The 15,738-nt window shown below is 60.0% G+C and carries 17 protein-coding genes and 2 pseudogenes; 6 read left to right on the forward strand and 13 right to left on the reverse strand.

Going from position 1 to position 15,738, the window contains the following annotated elements; all coding sequences use genetic code 11:
- The 5 genes from G8O24_RS46435 to G8O24_RS41160 form a co-directional block, all read left to right on the forward strand.
- Positions 1 to 363: rubredoxin (locus G8O24_RS46435; RefSeq protein WP_438503275.1), on the forward strand; the 363-nt coding region annotated here is incomplete at its 5' end.
- Positions 364 to 405: 42 nt separating this feature from the next.
- A complete protein-coding gene (locus tag G8O24_RS41145; RefSeq protein ID WP_188108203.1) occupies positions 406 to 1,860 on the forward strand; it encodes an aldehyde dehydrogenase family protein in 1,455 nt (484 codons plus the stop codon).
- A 28-nt stretch (positions 1,861 to 1,888) separates the two neighbouring features.
- Positions 1,889 to 3,517: a GMC family oxidoreductase gene (locus G8O24_RS41150; protein ID WP_188108204.1), complete on the forward strand. Its 1,629-nt coding sequence runs from the start codon at positions 1,889 to 1,891 to the stop codon at positions 3,515 to 3,517.
- Between the two features lie 152 nt (positions 3,518 to 3,669).
- A complete protein-coding gene (locus tag G8O24_RS41155; protein ID WP_188108205.1) occupies positions 3,670 to 5,295 on the forward strand; it encodes a long-chain fatty acid--CoA ligase in 1,626 nt (541 codons plus the stop codon).
- Positions 5,296 to 5,471: 176 nt separating this feature from the next.
- Complete coding sequence (locus tag G8O24_RS41160; RefSeq protein ID WP_188108206.1) at positions 5,472 to 5,657, forward strand: hypothetical protein; 186 nt, start codon at positions 5,472 to 5,474, stop codon at positions 5,655 to 5,657.
- A gap of 86 nt (positions 5,658 to 5,743) precedes the next feature.
- Here the strand turns inward: G8O24_RS41160 and G8O24_RS41165 are convergent, their stop codons facing one another.
- The 5 genes and pseudogenes from G8O24_RS41165 to G8O24_RS41185 form a co-directional block, all read right to left on the reverse strand.
- On the reverse strand, positions 5,744 to 5,998 hold the full coding sequence (locus G8O24_RS41165) for a hypothetical protein (protein WP_188108207.1): 255 nt from the start codon (positions 5,996 to 5,998) through the stop codon (positions 5,744 to 5,746).
- A gap of 5 nt (positions 5,999 to 6,003) precedes the next feature.
- On the reverse strand, positions 6,004 to 6,273 hold the full coding sequence (locus G8O24_RS45795) for a TRAP transporter large permease subunit (RefSeq protein WP_368736649.1): 270 nt from the start codon (positions 6,271 to 6,273) through the stop codon (positions 6,004 to 6,006).
- A 164-nt stretch (positions 6,274 to 6,437) separates the two neighbouring features.
- Entirely contained in the window at positions 6,438 to 6,878 is a 441-nt protein-coding gene (locus G8O24_RS45300) for a LysR substrate-binding domain-containing protein (protein ID WP_283815654.1), read from the reverse strand.
- Between the two features lie 74 nt (positions 6,879 to 6,952).
- Positions 6,953 to 7,183: pseudogene (locus G8O24_RS45800) on the reverse strand (hypothetical protein); the annotation flags it as partial.
- Positions 7,086 to 7,304, reverse strand: a pseudogene (locus G8O24_RS41185) (helix-turn-helix domain-containing protein); the annotation flags it as partial. The pseudogenes G8O24_RS41185 and G8O24_RS45800, both read right to left, overlap by 98 nt.
- Positions 7,305 to 7,347: 43 nt before the next feature.
- Between G8O24_RS41185 and G8O24_RS41190 the strand changes: the two are divergent.
- A complete protein-coding gene (locus G8O24_RS41190) occupies positions 7,348 to 7,605 on the forward strand; it encodes a LexA family protein (RefSeq protein WP_188108210.1) in 258 nt (85 codons plus the stop codon).
- Positions 7,606 to 7,715: 110 nt separating this feature from the next.
- On the opposite strand, the gene G8O24_RS44755 is transcribed toward G8O24_RS41190, so the two are convergent.
- From G8O24_RS44755 to G8O24_RS41225, 8 genes are all read right to left on the reverse strand, one after another.
- Complete coding sequence (locus G8O24_RS44755; protein ID WP_244646344.1) at positions 7,716 to 8,207, reverse strand: alpha/beta fold hydrolase; 492 nt, start codon at positions 8,205 to 8,207, stop codon at positions 7,716 to 7,718.
- Complete coding sequence (locus G8O24_RS44760) at positions 8,168 to 8,533, reverse strand: alpha/beta fold hydrolase (protein WP_244646346.1); 366 nt, start codon at positions 8,531 to 8,533, stop codon at positions 8,168 to 8,170. The genes G8O24_RS44755 and G8O24_RS44760 overlap by 40 nt, the downstream gene beginning before the upstream one ends.
- Before the next feature lie 156 nt (positions 8,534 to 8,689).
- Positions 8,690 to 10,195: an AMP-binding protein gene (locus tag G8O24_RS41200; RefSeq protein WP_188108211.1), complete on the reverse strand. Its 1,506-nt coding sequence runs from the start codon at positions 10,193 to 10,195 to the stop codon at positions 8,690 to 8,692.
- Between the two features lie 88 nt (positions 10,196 to 10,283).
- Positions 10,284 to 11,048 (reverse strand): enoyl-CoA hydratase/isomerase family protein, encoded by a 765-nt coding sequence (locus G8O24_RS41205; protein WP_188108212.1) that lies wholly within the window; start codon positions 11,046 to 11,048, stop codon positions 10,284 to 10,286.
- Positions 11,049 to 11,080: 32 nt separating this feature from the next.
- On the reverse strand, positions 11,081 to 11,863 hold the full coding sequence (locus G8O24_RS41210; RefSeq protein ID WP_188108213.1) for an enoyl-CoA hydratase-related protein: 783 nt from the start codon (positions 11,861 to 11,863) through the stop codon (positions 11,081 to 11,083).
- A gap of 41 nt (positions 11,864 to 11,904) precedes the next feature.
- Positions 11,905 to 12,699: an SDR family NAD(P)-dependent oxidoreductase gene (locus tag G8O24_RS41215; RefSeq protein WP_188108214.1), complete on the reverse strand. Its 795-nt coding sequence runs from the start codon at positions 12,697 to 12,699 to the stop codon at positions 11,905 to 11,907.
- 28 nt (positions 12,700 to 12,727) lie between these two features.
- On the reverse strand, positions 12,728 to 14,725 hold the full coding sequence (locus G8O24_RS41220; RefSeq protein WP_188108215.1) for an ATP-binding protein: 1,998 nt from the start codon (positions 14,723 to 14,725) through the stop codon (positions 12,728 to 12,730).
- A 19-nt stretch (positions 14,726 to 14,744) separates the two neighbouring features.
- Positions 14,745 to 15,722, reverse strand: coding sequence for an acyl-CoA carboxylase subunit beta (locus G8O24_RS41225; RefSeq protein ID WP_244646348.1), 978 nt, complete (start codon positions 15,720 to 15,722; stop codon positions 14,745 to 14,747).
- Between the last annotated feature and the right edge of the window lie 16 nt (positions 15,723 to 15,738).

Genomic DNA, 15,738 nt, shown 5'->3' on the forward strand with positions numbered 1-15,738 from the left:
TTGATCGAGCGATCACCGGTCGCGGCGCCGCACTCCGCGGCGATGGTAGCCACGCGGTCCGCGCCCACCACGGCGCAGGCGAGCCCAACCGTGGTCATGGAACGGCCTGTCGCCTCCGCGCAGTCCGATGCTGCGCCGGTCGCCGACGCCGCGTGGCAGCAGGTCGCCGGAGCTGAGGCGCCCGCAGGCGCACTGTACCGCAAATGGATATGCATCACCTGCGGGCATATCTACGACGAGGCGCTCGGCGACGAACGAGAAGGGTTTGCGCCCGGCACGCTGTTTGAGGACATCCCTGACGACTGGTGCTGCCCAGACTGCGGAGCCACGAAAAAAGACTACGTTCATTACGAAGAAAAGTGAGGGGTCGGTATATCGGTCCCTACAATATCCGAGGGAGGAAGAATGAACCGGATCTCCAATCTAAGGCCGGTCGAGCCTGGACAGGCCCCCGGCTCGGGGATCGATGCGGCCTTTGAGGCCCAGCGGCGTGCGCAGCTTGCGCGCCGACCAAGCTTCGACCGCAAGGCACGGATCGCGCAGCTTGACCGCCTGCGTGATACGATCAGGCGGCGCGAGGTCGACATCATCGCGGCCTGTGCCGCCGATTTCCGCAAGCCGGCGTCCGAGGTTAAGCTGACCGAGATGCTTCCTGTGCTCCAGGAAATCCAGCACACCAAGCGGCATCTGCGCAAATGGATGCGTCCCAGGCGCGCCGCTCCCACGCTGGGCGTGTTCGGAACAAGAGCCCGCGTGCGGCCGGAGGCCAAGGGCGTCTGCCTGATCATCGCGCCATGGAACTATCCGGTGAACCTGTCGCTTGGGCCGCTCGTCTCGGCGCTTGCGGCAGGCAACTCCGCCATCATCAAACCGTCCGAGCTGACGCCGCACACGTCGAAGTTAATCGCCGATATCGTGGCCGAGACCTTCTCGCCCGATCTGGTGACCGTGGCGCAGGGCGACGCAGGCGTGGCGCAGAAGTTGCTGGCCTTGCCCTTCGACCACGTCTTCTTTACCGGCAGCCCGATGGTGGGCAAGATCGTGATGGAGGCGGCGGCCAAGAACCTGACCTCGGTCACGCTGGAACTGGGCGGAAAATCGCCCACCATCGTCGGGCCTAACGCCAACATCGGGAAGGCCGCCAAGCATATCGTCTGGGGCAAGTTCGCCAACAACGGCCAGACCTGCATCGCCCCGGACCATGTGTTCGTCTACCGCGACATTGCGGCGAAGTTCAACGAGGCGGTCAGGAAGGAAATCCTCCGCGTCTACGGTAAGACGCTCGAGGCGCAGAAGGCGACGCCCGACTATTGCCGCATTGTCAACGACCGCCATTTCGGCCGCGTCCGCGGGCTGATCGAGGATGCCAAGGCCAAGGGAGCACAGATCCTGCAGGGAGGGCAGACCGACGCGTCACAGAATTTCGTGGCGCCGACGCTGATCGCCAACGTTTCCGACGACATGGAGATCACCCGCGAGGAGCTATTTGGCCCAATCCTGCCCATTATCGAATACGTCGACCTTGACAAGGTGATCGACCGGATCAACGCCAACCCCAAGCCGCTGGCGCTTTACGTTTTCGACAAGAGCAAATCCTTCGTCGAAGATATCACTACGCGCACATCGTCCGGCGGGGTCGGGATAAACTTGACCGTGGTGCATTTCCTGCACCCGAACCTGCCCTTCGGCGGAGTGAACAATTCGGGCATCGGGGCGGCGCATGGCGAATACGGTTTCCGCGCGTTTTCCCACGAAAAGGCGGTGATGGAGGAACGTCATTCCATCACCCACATGCTGTTCCCTCCCTATAGCGGCTTTGTGCAGCGCCTCATCAGCATCGTCGTTCGTGTTCTGGGCTGAACCGGCGGCAACCGACAGGAATATTTACATGTATGATTATATCATCGTGGGCGCAGGCTCGGCTGGTTGCGTCATGGCCAACCGGCTCTCGGCAGACCCCTCCAAACGCGTCGCCCTGCTGGAAGCGGGCCCGCGCGACAAGAGCCCGCTGATCCACATGCCGCTGGGCATCGCCCTGCTGGCCAACAGCAAGAAGCTGAACTGGGGCTTCGAGACCGAGCCACAGGAGCATCTGAATGGCCGGCGCCTGTTCTGGCCACGCGGCAAGACGCTGGGCGGATCGTCCTCGATCAACGCCATGGTCTATATCCGGGGTCACAAGGCCGACTATGACTACTGGAGCCAGCAGGCCGGCACCGATGTCTGGGGATGGGGGCGGGTGAGCGCGTTATTCCGGCGCCTCGAGGACAACCAGCGGTTCGGCGCCGACGAGCATCACGGTCGGGGCGGCGAGCTGAGCGTGAGCGAGCTTAACACGGTCAACCCGCTCAGTCGCGATTTCGTGCAGGCCGGTCGGGAATTGCAGATACCACACAATGGCGATTTCAACGGCGCCTCGCAGGAAGGGCTGGGCCTTTACCAGGTGACGCAGAAGGACGGGCGCCGTTGCAGTTCGGCGCAGGCCTTCCTGCGCAGGGCGGAGGAAAGGTCGAACCTCGAGGTGATGACGGACGCCCGCGTGACGCGCATTGTCATGGACGGAAGCAAGGCCATCGGTGTTACGCTGCGCCAGGGCAAGGAATACCGCCAGCTGCGGCTTAATCCGGGCGGCGAGGTGATCCTGTCCGGCGGCGCCGTCAACTCACCTCAGCTTCTGCTTTTGTCGGGCATTGGCAACGCCGAAGAGATGAAGCGGCATGGCATCCCGGTGGTTCATCACCTGCCGGAGGTCGGCAAGAACATGGCCGACCACCTGGACATAACGCTGATGCATGCCGCCAATTCGAGCCTGCCGATCGGCGTTGCGCTCAGTTTCCTTCCGCGCGGCGTTGCGGGGCTGTTTTCCTATATCTTCCGGCGGCGCGGCTTCCTGACCAGCAACGTGGCCGAGTCGGGCGGGTTCGTAAAATCGTCGCCCGACCGCGAACGGCCCAACGTGCAGTTCCATTTCCTTCCGACCTATCTGCGCGACCACGGGCGCAAGGTGTCTTTCGGTTACGGCTACACGCTGCATATCTGCGACCTACTTCCGAAAAGCCGCGGCCATATCGGGCTGACGAGCCCCGATCCGATGGACAATCCGCTGATCCAGCCGAACTACCTGAGCGATCCGGAAGACATGGAAACGATGATCGCGGCGGTGAAGCTCGGACGCCGTATCCTCGACGCGCCGGCGATGGCCGTCCACAGCAAATACGAGGTCCAGCCGGGCAACGCGGTACACACGGACGACGAGATTGCTGCGTTCATCCGCGAAAACGCGGAAACGATCTATCACCCGGTCGGCACCTGCCGCATGGGCGCGGACGAGGCCTCGGTCGTGGATCCCGAACTGAAGGTGCGTGGCGTCGAAGGGTTGCGGGTGGTCGACGCCTCGATCATGCCGAGCCTTGTGGCCGGCAACACCAACGCGCCCACGATGATGATCGCCGAAAACGCCGCCGATATCGTACTGGGCAGGGCGCGGATCCTCCCCCGGGCAAGGGCCGTTGCGTGAGCTGTCATGACTGTGGACGCGCAATGTTGTGATGGCTGCGGCTCAACCAGCGGCAAGGAAGCGGTCGAAATACTGAACAGCCCCTGTGCTGCGGTGGTCCCGCCCGCTCCCGAAATGGAAATGGCGACGAAGACGACTGAAAGGAGCCAGGAATGCTCGGTCAGATGATGCGAATGCCGCTCACCATTCATTCCCTGATCGCCCACGGCGCACGGTATCATGGCGATACCGAAATTGTGTCGATCGAAACGGATGGCACGACCAGGCGGAGCAACTGGAGAACGGTTTCGGAACGATCGCGCCAGCTGTCCTCGGCGCTTGGCAGGATGGGGATCGTTCGTGGCGACCGCTGCGCCACGATCGCCTGGAACAACGCGCGGCATCTGGAATGTTACTTCGGCATTTCCTGTGGCGGGATGGTCTGCCACACGATCAACCCGCGGCTGTTCCCCGAACAGCTAATCTACATCATCAACCACGCCGAAGACCGCGTGGTCTTCTTCGATAAGACCTTCCTGCCGATCATCGCCAAGCTGCGCGAGCACCTGAAATCGGTGGAGGCCTTCGTGCTGCTGTCGGGCCGCGACGAAGAGGCCGCCGCGCAGGTTCCCGGTCTTCTGTTTTACGAGGATTTCATCGCGACGGGTGATGTAGATGCGGACTGGGGCGAGGTGAGCGAGAACGACGCCTCGAGCCTGTGCTACACCTCGGGCACGACCGGCAATCCGAAGGGCGTGCTCTATTCGCACCGGTCGACGGTCCTTCATTCCCTGGCCGCCGCGCTTCCCGACACGCTGAACATCTCGGCGCGCGAGGTGATCATGCCGGTGGTGCCGATGTTCCACGTCAATGCCTGGGGCGTGCCCTATGCCGCGGCGATGGTGGGCGCGAAGCTGGTCCTGCCGGGACCGGGGTTGGACGGTGAAAGCCTGGCCCGCCTGATCGACGCCGAAGGGGTGACGATGGCCCTTGGCGTGCCGACGATCTGGCAGGGCCTGCTTGCCGCGCTGAAGAAGCGCGGCTCCAAAGCCGAGACGCTGAAGCGCACGATCGTCGGGGGCAGCGCCTGCCCGCCCTCAATGATCGCGGAGTTCCGCGACAAGTACGGCACGGAGGTGGTGCACGCCTGGGGCATGACGGAAACCTCGCCGCTCGGAACTGCAAACGCGCTTCTTGAACGTCACGGCAAGCTATCTGAGGCGGAACAGGCGAAAATCCGGGAAAGTCAGGGCCGCCCGCCCTATGGCGTAGAACTGAAGATCGTGGATGACGAAGGCAATCGTCTGCCCGAAGATGGGGTGGCCCAGGGCAACCTGCGCATCCGCGGCCATTGGGTGGTGGCAGATTACTTCGGCTTCGAAGCCGGCGAAACGCTCGAAGAAGACGGCTGGTTCGAAACCGGCGACGTGGCCTCGATCAACGCCGAGGGCTTCATGACCATCCGCGACCGGTCCAAGGACATCATCAAATCCGGCGGCGAATGGATTTCAACGGTGGAGCTGGAAGGCATCGCCGTAGGCCATCCGGGCGTCGCGGATGCCGCGGCGATCGCAGCCCGACACGAGAAATGGGACGAACGCCCGATCCTTTTGGCCGTGAAGGCGCCCGGAGCGGACGTGACCGAGGAGGAGTTGATCGCCTATTACGCCGACAAGGTCGCCAAATGGCAGATCCCCGACAAGGTGATCTTTGTTGATCAACTGCCGCGCAACGCCACCGGCAAGGTTTTGAAGAACAAGCTGCGCGAGGAATACGGCGGCGTGCTGACCGGCGCCTAGTTTAGGTGCCGGCCTCGCCATCGGATTGATCCGCCCGCGGACGGATTGGTCCGATGCCGCGGAGGGTTCGAAAACGGAAGGCGGCCATGTCCGCGGCCCCTTCGTCATGGTTGTCCGTCGCTAGCGCGCGAAGGGCAATGCTACAGAAGCGTTCTCATGAGGGGCAGGAGGCGCCGATGTCGATTGTTGGCACAACGTGCATGATCATCGGCGCGGCCGTCGTCCTGGGCCTTTTTTCCGTCTATGCGAACTGGGTCACCCGTTCGATGACGATGATGCCGCCACCCGCTGGTATAGGCATTGGTGTTCAAAATAGAGAGGCAAATCATGAGCGGTTCGTGACGAGCACCAATCTAGACTAGTATTGCAATGGCTGCTTCAAGAATGAACTCTGGCTGTTCGCCGATGTAGACGGATGACAACTTACGTCAGACGACGTCTTGAAGCTTCATTCAACGCGACCACTGCGATCAAGAATGCGCGGCGCGGTTCGTGGGTTGCCTTTCAGACTTAAATCGAATTGAAGATTGCTCTGACCAAAGACAAAGACCAGAGCAGGAATCGCACTCGATTTTCGGAAGAGCAGATCATCAGGTGTCTTGGAGGAGCACGAAGCCGGCGTTTCTCCGCAGCCGATATGCGCCGGAGGCACGGCGCCAGTGCCGACTTTATCCACAAAATGGAAAGCCAATTCTGGCGGCATGGAGATCACGGTGGCGACGCGATTAACACAATGGTCAGCGCGGAGCAGCCGACGCCTATGACGAATTCGCCCGCGATTATCAGGGTCATGGCCCGACCATGCCTCGTTAATGCTCTGCGCCGGGCGCCTCCTCTCAACCAAAAACGTAGTTGGGCAAGAGCATGGTCAACGACGGCCAATATCTCCTTGATCGCTTCCCCGATCGCGGCGTTTGATATCGTGGAGAGCACGAAAAGATTGAGTCCCACAGGCGGATGAATCAGCCCGATCTGGATAGCGTCATACTGGCGACGGTCTCGTTCGTGGTGGAAATTCCGTCGAACGTTCTCTGCGACAGAGCGAGGGGCACGTTCGGCAGTGGCGTCGTTTTCGAAATTTCCCCGACGAACCGCATTACAGTCGTCCTCGTCCTTGCTAAAAAGCCGGACCGCATCGGCTCTTAAGCTACGCCATCCACGTGGGTCCGGATTATCCGGTCGATCCTAGCTTTGGTCCATTCTTTGGCGAGCAGTTCGATGAAGAGATAGCCGTAGCCGCGAATGAAACGGAATGGATCAAGGACAATCGAGACGTCGCTCGGCTCGAATAGATGGCTAACATTCAAGCTCTTGATACTGCGGTCTCGTTCCGCGTCGTACGCCGCTCCTGATAGAATCGCTATTCCCGCGCCCTCCAGCACGAGCGACTTAATGACACTTGCATCCATTGCGCGAATTACCGGATGAATTTCGAATCCCCGACTTCGGAACACGCGGGTCACATCCCATTCGGTCGTAAGAACATTTGAGAATACCAGCGGGTACCGCGCGATCGCTGCAAGGTCGATTTCCTTTTCAGACAGTAGCGGGTGGTCGTGAGGTAGAAGAAGTAATCGGGGCAATGCCTTTCGCGGAATGAAAGCAAACCGTAGCTGGGCGGCGGCTCCAAGACCACAGCGAAATCGACGGCACCCGCTCTTAACAAATCATAGCTACGACTGGCGGAGGCTTGTTGGATATCGATCGTGACAGATTGGTATGCCGAACGCACGCCGACGATCGCTTTTGGAAGCAGCGATTGAGTTCCAGAATGCAGAGTCGCGATACTTTTCCAGATTGCCTTCCACGAAGCGTCGCTTGGTCCGGTACGCGGTCGAGCCGCCCACGCCGACGCTCCTGGCGATCTCCTCGTCACCGGCCCCGGCATCGGCGGCCAACAAGATCTGTGCTCGCTTGAGCTTGCGGGACGCATGCTTGCCGCCGCTGAGAAGCGTCCTGAGTTCGCTGCGCTCGATTTGGCTGAAGTCGACCCGATAGCGTACATTCATGCCGTGCCTCCGTGTTTGAGGCACGCAGCAACAACTGAATCGGATGGCCGGCGTGAGTCCTTCGGCAAAAACCTTCACGCCCAAACAGGGGCAATACCTTGCCTTTATCCACCTCTATACGCGGCTGCACCGCAGGTCCCCGGCGGAAACCGACATGCAAGAGTATTTTCGCGTCAGCCCGCCTTCGGTTCACCAGATGGTGCTGACCCTGGAACGAGCGGGCCTCATCAGAAGGCAGCCAAGGACACCTCGCAGCATCGAGGTTCTCGTTGATCCCAAAAGCCTGCCGGAGCTAATCTGACCGCACCAGGAACCAACCCGTCAAAATCACTGTGCAGAGCCACTAGCTGCGGTCATTGGTTCATTCCTTCGACAAAGCTCTCACAAAACGGGTCGACTTCGATTGCGGGGCTAATCGTCGCGTGTATCGCCATTACGTTGTGATATCTGCGGTTCTCGAAAGAAACTGACGACGGCTTCAGTAAATGCATCATTTCGATCGCCAACGACCATATGACCCGCGCCGGCAATATCGGTGTACGTAGAGTGGGGAGCAAGTCGAAGAAACTCTTGCGCAGCATACATGCTTACCAAATTGCTTGATCCTCCACGTATCAGGTGAATCGGCAGCTTAAGTGTTTTGGCGGCGTCGGTCAGTCGGTTTTCGGACTGGCTCGCTTTGTCATTTGTCACGGAAGTTATGAAGCGTGGATCCCAATGCCAGCGAAGACGTCCGTCATCGCATCGTCTCAAATAGCGGTCGAGGCTCTCCGAGCCTTTCCGTCGCTGACGATTTGGCAAATAGTTGGCGATCGCCTCGGCGGCTTCATCGGGCGAAGCGAAGCCATCCGCCAAATGTGCCCTCATGAAATCCAGGACCTGCGCAACGCCGATCGGCTCCATATTTGGTGTAATATCGACAAGCGTAAGCGAAGTGAAGGATCCGGAGCGAAGTTCACCTCGGCTATCAAGCCCGCCAGGCCGCCGAGGGAAGCGCCGACGAGAGCTGGCTTCTCGTCCAGTTGATCAGACATCGCAAGGAGATCCATCGCAAAGTCGTCGAGTTGGTAAGAGCCCGATGGCGACCATGCACTTTCCCCGTGGCCACGCAAATCCATCGCAATTGCACTATATCCTGCCTGCATCAAGGCCCGTGCAGTTCGAGTCCACGCCAACCGGGTCTGGCCCCCTCCGTGCGCCAGCAAAATCGGCGAACCCTCACCAAACATGTCGGCTACAATCGCGTGTCCCTGAGCCCCGCAAAAAATCTTCTGTTTTTCACTTGCGTCCTCAACTATCGTCACACCGCGCTCAAGTTGTTCCTTATCCTTATTGAAACGGCACCTCGAAATAACGCCCAACACCTGGCAATCGCCAAGTCCTCTCTAAGAGTTGTCGAATTTGACTGCGGCGCGATCGATTTCGCCCTTGGCGGTCCTCGGCAGTTGATCGACGAAAACAATGTGCTTTGGCTTCTTGTAGCGTGCGATCTTTCCGGCGACGAAGTCGATGAGCTCGTCGGCGGTGACATTCGCGCCAGTTCGGCGCACGCAGATCGCTTTGATGGCTTCGCTCCACTGGGGATCAGGCACGCCGATGACCACGACGTCGGCGATATCTGGATGTTGGAGAATCGCGTTTTCGACCTCCGCCGGGTAGACGTTCTCCCCACCCGTCTTGATCAGCTCTTTCTCGGGAGCACGGCCGGCATACCAGAGATAGCCATCGGCATCGAAATAGCCGATGTCGCCGGTGTGATGCCAGCCATTACGGAAGGTGTGGGCGGCATCGGCGTCGTTATTCCAATAGCCTTTAAAAACGGTGGGACCACGCACCACGATCTCGCCGGTTTGTCCGGTGGGCCTTGGCTTGTCGGCGCTGTCGACGACCGTAATGGTGCGCCAGAACAGGGGGCGCCCAGCTGATCCTGGCCGGTTGCGGTAGGGCGACAGCGTTGCGAGGCCCGATGTCTCGGACTGTCCGAAGGCTGCCCAGAATACCGCGTGGGGGCAGGCTTTCTCGAAGCGTTCAATCGTCGCCGGGGTATCCAGTCCGGTCACAGCGCGCAACGTCTTCAATTCGTCGCCTTTGGCCTGATCCATCAGGTTTGCCAGCATCGGCGCGAACTCCGACATGACGGTCACCCTCTCGGCGGCAATGTCGCGAACCGCCTGTTGCGGGTCGAATTTCGAAGCGATGACGCTGGCGCCGCCAGCCTGCTGCACCGTCAGCATCAGGCCAAGGCCGGCGACGTGGAACAGCGGGAGCACACCAAGATTGACGTCGCGCTCGGTCAGGCTCCAGGCCTGCACCAGCGAGCTTTGCGCCGTTAGAAGGCCGGTTTGCGACAGCAGCGCGCCGCGCGGCCGCCCGCCGACGGCGGCGGTGTGAATGATTACAAAGCCTTCGTCGGCGCTAAAGTTGCCGTCAGGCATCGACGCGTCCGAAGCCGCAAGATCTGCGTACGGCGCAAACGGCGCCGTGTGCTTGCCGATGCCGAAATAGCTCCGGACCGAAGGTAGCGACGTTTGTAGAGCTGCAATAATTTCCTGGTATTCGGACCCCGCAACAACCAGTACCGGCGCACCGTCGGCGAGGACGTAGCCGATCTCCTCGGCGCTAAGGCGGAAATTAACCGGCAGCAGGATGGCACCGAGCCCCGCGATCGCACCGATCAAATCGATCATTTCGAGTGAGTTTTGCGAAAGGATGGCGACGCGGTCACCTACCTTCACGCCCTCGCGAGCAAGACCTGCCGCCAGCCGCTCGATCCGTCCGAGATAGTCGCGATGGGTGATGCGCTTGCCTTCGAACACGAACGCAGTGTGGTCGGGAAAGAGTTGCGCGTTGCGGCGGTAAACATCCGGGAGTGTGAAATCCTTGAGAGTCATCGATTCCTCGATATGATGCACGATCTACCTATCGCAAAGTGCTCCACTCGAAGAAGAATCTTCGAAGCCTTCGCTCGCAGGCTTTTTGTCAACTCTCGAATTTTGGCTCACGTTTTTCGAGAAAGGCAGCGATGCCTTCCTGTGCGTCTCGATGCATGAATAGGAGCGGAAAACCATCGATCGCGTGCCGCATCTCATCGCCGCCGAGGCCGCGGTTGTAAAACGATTTCGCCATCTGCACCGCAAGCTTTGGTTTCGATGCAATTCGTTCGGCAAATTCCAGGGCGGCCGTGAGAAGATCACCATGGGGAACCACACGTAGCACGAGGCCTAGTCTGTATGCCTCTTCCGCGCTGATTGGATCGCCGAGGATACTCATCTCTTTGGCTTTGGCGCGGCCGATCATATCGTGCAGACGCACAATCGCAAAACCGGGCAGTAGTCCGAGCTTGATCTCTGGCACCGCGAAGCGTGCGCGATCAGATGCGATGATAAAGTCCGAAGCGATCGCAAGTTCAAAGCCACCGCCGAACGCAATACCGTTGACGGCGGAGACAACGGGTTTGCGGCAATTCTCTGGTGCCGCTAATACCGCTAAAGCCTCGATCATAAACTTGCGTACTTTGCCCGGATCAAAGTTGAAGCCGCTAATATCGGCGCCAGCGCAAAATGCCTTGTCCCCGTTGCCGGTGATGATGGCGACGCGGACGTTGTCGTCTTCATCCACTTTCTTCAGGCCATCGAGAATGCCCTCACGGATGCCGGTGCTGAGCGCGTTAAGCTTGCCCGGTTCGTCCAGCGTAAGGATGGCGATCTTCCCTTTGGTTTCATAATTGACGCTGCCTAGTCTCATCGCAGTCTCCCTTACGTTATGGCGCCCTGTCTTCAGCGAAACGCGCTGAAATCCGGCTTGCGCTTCTCGAGGAATGCATTGGCGCCTTCCTGCTGTTCTTGTGTCGTGAAATAGGCGGGTGCAACCTCGCGGACGAGGTCATCCATGTCGCGCTCCATGATCGGCGCCATGTGATAGTAGAATGAGCGCTTGAGAATCTTCAGGCAAGTGGGGCTCAAAGCCAGCAGTTCGTCGCAATATTTCCTCACCTCGACGTCGAGTTCGGCCATCGGAACGACGGAATTAGCCAGCCCCCAGTCGAGTGCTTGTTTGGCGGTGTAGCGTCGCGCCAGCATCCAGAGCTCGCGCGCGCGCTTGTGGCCAAGCACATTGGCGCTGTGCGAGACGATGTAGCCGCCCGCCGGGGAGCCGACACGTGGACCGTTCTGGCCAAAGATCGCATGCTCCGCGGCGATGGTGAAATCGCAGAAATAGGCGATGTGGTGTCCGCCGCCAATCGCGTAACCGTTGACACGCGCGATCACCGGTTTTGGGCATTCGACGATGTGGCGGTTGAAGTTGAATTTCAATCCTTCGAGCCCGCTCTTGCCGCCGGCATCCTTCTCCCAGTTGACGTCGCCGCCGACGCAGAACGCGCGCTCGCCGGAGCCGGTGAGGACGATGACGCCAACTTTCTTGTCTGCGGTTGCCTCGAGGATCAGCCGCTCCATCTCTACGATGTTATCGCCGGTAAAGGCGTTGAGGGTCTTTGGCCGATTGATGGTGATGGTCGCGACGTAGTCCTTGACGTCGTACATGATCTCTTTTTCGGACACGATGGAACTCCATTTTGTTTTGGCGAAATTGGCGGTCGACCTCAGCCGATCATGGTGTATCCGCCTGACACCGACAGGACCTGGCCGGTGACATGACCTGCGGCGGCGGACGACAGGAACACTACAGCGTTGGCGATATCATTCGGGCGACCAAGTTTGCGCAGCGGCAGCGCCTTGGCAACCTTCTCGAATTGCTCCGCCGTGAACATTGAATCTGGTTTTGTCCACATGCTGTTGGTGCCAACTTCTTCCGCAGCCACGGGAACAGTTACGCCAGGACAAACGACATTGCAGCGGATGCCATAGCGGCCGTTCTCCTTGGCAATGGTCTTCATGAAAGAATTGACGGCGGCCTTGACGCCGCCATAGACCGCCTCGCGCGGCTCGCCCGAGCGGCTTGCGTCGGAACTGATCGACACGATAGCGCCGGCCCCCTTCGGAATCATGATATCGAGCGCACATTTGGTGCAGTTAAGCACGCCGACGTAGTTGATCTTGATGATCTTGTCCCAGAACTCGGGCGTTGTTTGTGTAAAGAACATCAGTTGATCCCAGCCGACGTTATTGACGAGCACGTCGACGGTGCCATGCTGGGCGGTAGCCGCCTCGTACATGGCTTTGACCTGATCGAAGTCGGTCACGTCGGTCTTGACGACCTGGACGCTGGCAGCGCCGTTCTTGCGCGCAAGTTCGGCAACCTTCTCGGCTTGCGCTTGGTCGAGATCGCCAATCGTGATGTTGGCGCCCTCAACCGCAAACCCGAGTACGATCGCCCGGCCGATGTTGGAGCCGCCGCCAGTGACGACGACCGATTTGCCCTTCAGATTGAAATCCATATTCGCCACTCCCTGTTCTGTCATTGAATTATGGTTGCTGATCGACCTCCACCACCACTACAACCGCGTTGCGCTCGACGGTTTCGCCTGGCCGGCAGTTGACTGCCGTGACCACGCCATCGATTTCGCAATTGATCCGCAACTCCATCTTCATTGATTCCAGTACGGCTGCGACATCGCCCGCCTTGATCGTATCGCCGACTGCGACGTTGACCTTCAGGATCATGCCCATCATGGGCGCACGCAGCTCGCCGCTGGTTTCGGCGACCGCGCTGATGTAGGTGAGATAGGGAATAGCCGTCAGCGTATGGACGCCGCGGCGATCGTGGACGAAGATCGTCTGGTTTTCTTGATAAATGCGCACCGTCTCACGCCGCGCGCCGACAATCGCTGTGAAGGTGTCGTCTTTGAGCGGGATGAGTCTGACCGGCAGCTTCTCGTCGTTGACGCCGACAATCATCGAGCCGTCAGCCTTGAGCGGTGCGAATCGGATCTCCGCGCTTGCGCCCGCGGTTTCGAGGTGCAGGATCGGAATCGGTGACAATCCGTCGCCACCTGCGGCCATGTGCCATCCAGTCATTTCGCGCGACTGCCACGGCCCCCTTGCGAGGGGCTGTCGTTGCCGGATCATCCAGAAGTAGGCGCCCAACGCCAACGCCTCGGCGTCCAAATCCTTTGCCTTGTCGACCAACTGGTCGATTTGCTCGTCGATCAGGCGTGTGTAAAAGGTGGCACTGCGCGTCGCTGGCAGGGCGAGCAAGCGCTTGAGAAATCCCTGATTGGTCGTAATTCCGAAAATCGAGGTCTCGTCGAGAGCCCGGTCGAGTTTGTCGAGCGCCTCATTGCGCGTTTCGGCGTGGGCGATGAGTTTTGCCAGCATCGAGTCGTAATACGGCGTGACTACCGACCCGCTTTCGACGCCCGTCTCGACGCGAACCCCGTCGGCGGGAAATTTGACGTAAGCGAGGTCTCCCGTGCAAGGGAGAAAATTATTTGCCGGATCCTCCGCACAGATGCGCACCTCGACGGCATGCCCGCTACATGTCACCTCATTTTGCGTAAACGGCAGCCCTTCTCCGGCGGCGATGCGGAGCATCACCTCGACAATATCGATGCCGGTGACCATCTCGGTCACGGGGTGCTCGACCTGGAGACGTGGGTTTACTTCCAGAAAATAGTAGGTGTCTCCGCTCAGGATGAATTCGACAGTGCCGACCCCGCGATAGTTCAGGCGCTTGCCGAGCCGCACCGCGTCGGCGGCCATTTTGTCGCGAAGCGTTGCGGCGAGATTGGCGGCAGGGGCTTCCTCGATGAGCTTCTGGTGACGGCGCTGCAGGGAACATTCACGCTCGAACAGGTGAAGCACGTTGCCTTTGCCATCGCCGGCGATCTGCACTTCGATATGGCGCCCGCGTTCGACCAGTTTTTCGACGATCAGCCCGGGATAGCCGAACGAATTCTTCGCCTCACGCATGGCCGATTCGATCTCATTGGCAAGGCTATCGAGATCGGAAACGGCACGCATACCCTTGCCGCCGCCGCCGGCCGCCGCTTTCAGCATCACCGGAAGCCCGACTTCCTGCACGATCCGGGTGATCTCGGCGGCGTCCTCACTGGGCGTCTTGCTGCCGGGGATGATCGGCACGTCGGCCGCCTCAGCCTCCTTCTTGGCAGCGGCCTTGTCGCCGAGCCGTTCGATCACATCCGGTGTCGGCCCGATAAAAACCAGACCTGCCGCCTCGACTGCACGGGCGAACGTGGCATTCTCCGCGAGGAAGCCAAAGCCGGGATGGATGGCCTGGGCGCCGGTCGCTTGCGCTGCGGCAATCACCGCATCGATCCGCAGGTAGCTGTCGGACGCGGCGGCGCCTCCAATCTCTATGGATTCCCCGATCATCTTCACATGCAAGGCGTCGGCGTCGGCCGTGGAGTGAATGCCAGCAACCGCGACCCCGAGCCGATGGCAGGTTCGCGCGATCCGGCAGGCGATCTCGCCGCGATTGGCAATCAGGAGTTTCTTGAACACGGAATGATATCCTCTGTCATCACATCCTGAACACGCCGAAGTCTGTTTCCTGCTGTGGCAGACGGCCGGCGAGATCAAGCAAGAGGGCCATCACGTCGCGGGTCTCGAGCGGATCGATCACCATGTCACACCAGGTGTTGCGTGCGAAGTTGTAGGCGTTCGCGAAATCCTCAAAAGTCTTGCGAACCGGAGCGCGATAAGCCTCGCGCTCTTCGTCGGTCCAGTTCGTGCCGTCGCGCTTGTGGATATCGTCCTTGACCATCGCGAGCGTGTTGGCGGCCTGATCCGGCCCCATGATCGCGGAGCGCCCGTGCGGCCACATCATCATCGCGTGAGGTTTGAAGGCACGGCCGCACATCGCCAGATAGCCGGCTCCGTAGGAATTCCCGATAATCAGCGTGTATTTCGGCACGTTGGCGCTGGCCATTGCGGTGATCATCTTGGCGCCGTGCTTGGCGATGCCGCCTTCTTCCGCCTCGCGCCCGACCATGAAGCCGGTGACATCGGCCATGAACAGCAGCGGGATATTGCGCTTGCAGCAGAGGTCGATGAAGTGGGTCGCCTTCAGCGCGCATTCGGAAAACAGCACGCCGTTGTTACAGAGAATCCCGATCTCGAAGCCCATTATGCGGCCAAACCCGGTGATCAGAGTTTCGCCATATAGCGGCTTGAATTCGTGAAACTCGCTGCCATCGACCAACCGAGCAACAATCTCTCGATTGTTGGTGGGGATACGCGGGTCCGTGCTGATCAACCCATAAATATCCCTGGGGTCGAAGCGCGGCTCACGCCGTGGCGCCACGTTCCACCGTTGCATGGGAATGTCACCGAGATTGGCGACGATATCGCGGGTAATCGCGATCGCGTGGCTGTCGCTTTCCGCCAAATGGTCGGTGACGCCGCTGATCCGGCTGTGCATCTCCGCGCCGCCGAGCGGTTCGATCTCGATGGTCTCGCCGGTCGCGGCAAATACCAGTTGCGGGCTGCCGAGAAACATCGCGCCCTGGTCGCGT

The sequence above is a fragment of the Bradyrhizobium campsiandrae genome (genome assembly GCF_014529705.1).
GTDB classification, from domain to species: Bacteria; Pseudomonadota; Alphaproteobacteria; order Rhizobiales; family Xanthobacteraceae; genus Bradyrhizobium; species Bradyrhizobium campsiandrae.

Bases quoted from the DNA above. Each gene is read 5' to 3' on its own strand.
- G8O24_RS44760 (WP_244646346.1), bottom strand. From the start codon at position 8,533: ATGTTTGGTGAGGGTTCGCCGATTTTGCTGGCGCACGGAGGGGGCCAG.
- G8O24_RS41205 (WP_188108212.1), bottom strand. From the start codon at position 11,048: ATGAGACTAGGCAGCGTCAATTATGAAACCAAAGGGAAGATCGCCATC.
- G8O24_RS41160 (WP_188108206.1), top strand. From the start codon at position 5,472: ATGTCGATTGTTGGCACAACGTGCATGATCATCGGCGCGGCCGTCGTC.
- G8O24_RS41145 (WP_188108203.1), top strand. From the start codon at position 406: ATGAACCGGATCTCCAATCTAAGGCCGGTCGAGCCTGGACAGGCCCCC.
- G8O24_RS41150 (WP_188108204.1), top strand. From the start codon at position 1,889: ATGTATGATTATATCATCGTGGGCGCAGGCTCGGCTGGTTGCGTCATG.
- G8O24_RS41215 (WP_188108214.1), bottom strand. From the start codon at position 12,699: ATGGATTTCAATCTGAAGGGCAAATCGGTCGTCGTCACTGGCGGCGGC.
- G8O24_RS41190 (WP_188108210.1), top strand. From the start codon at position 7,348: ATGGCCGGCGTGAGTCCTTCGGCAAAAACCTTCACGCCCAAACAGGGG.
- G8O24_RS41155 (WP_188108205.1), top strand. From the start codon at position 3,670: ATGCTCGGTCAGATGATGCGAATGCCGCTCACCATTCATTCCCTGATC.
- G8O24_RS44755 (WP_244646344.1), bottom strand. From the start codon at position 8,207: ATGGAGCCGATCGGCGTTGCGCAGGTCCTGGATTTCATGAGGGCACAT.
- G8O24_RS41200 (WP_188108211.1), bottom strand. From the start codon at position 10,195: ATGACTCTCAAGGATTTCACACTCCCGGATGTTTACCGCCGCAACGCG.
- G8O24_RS41225 (WP_244646348.1), bottom strand. From the start codon at position 15,722: ATGTTTCTCGGCAGCCCGCAACTGGTATTTGCCGCGACCGGCGAGACC.
- G8O24_RS41165 (WP_188108207.1), bottom strand. From the start codon at position 5,998: ATGCCGCCAGAATTGGCTTTCCATTTTGTGGATAAAGTCGGCACTGGC.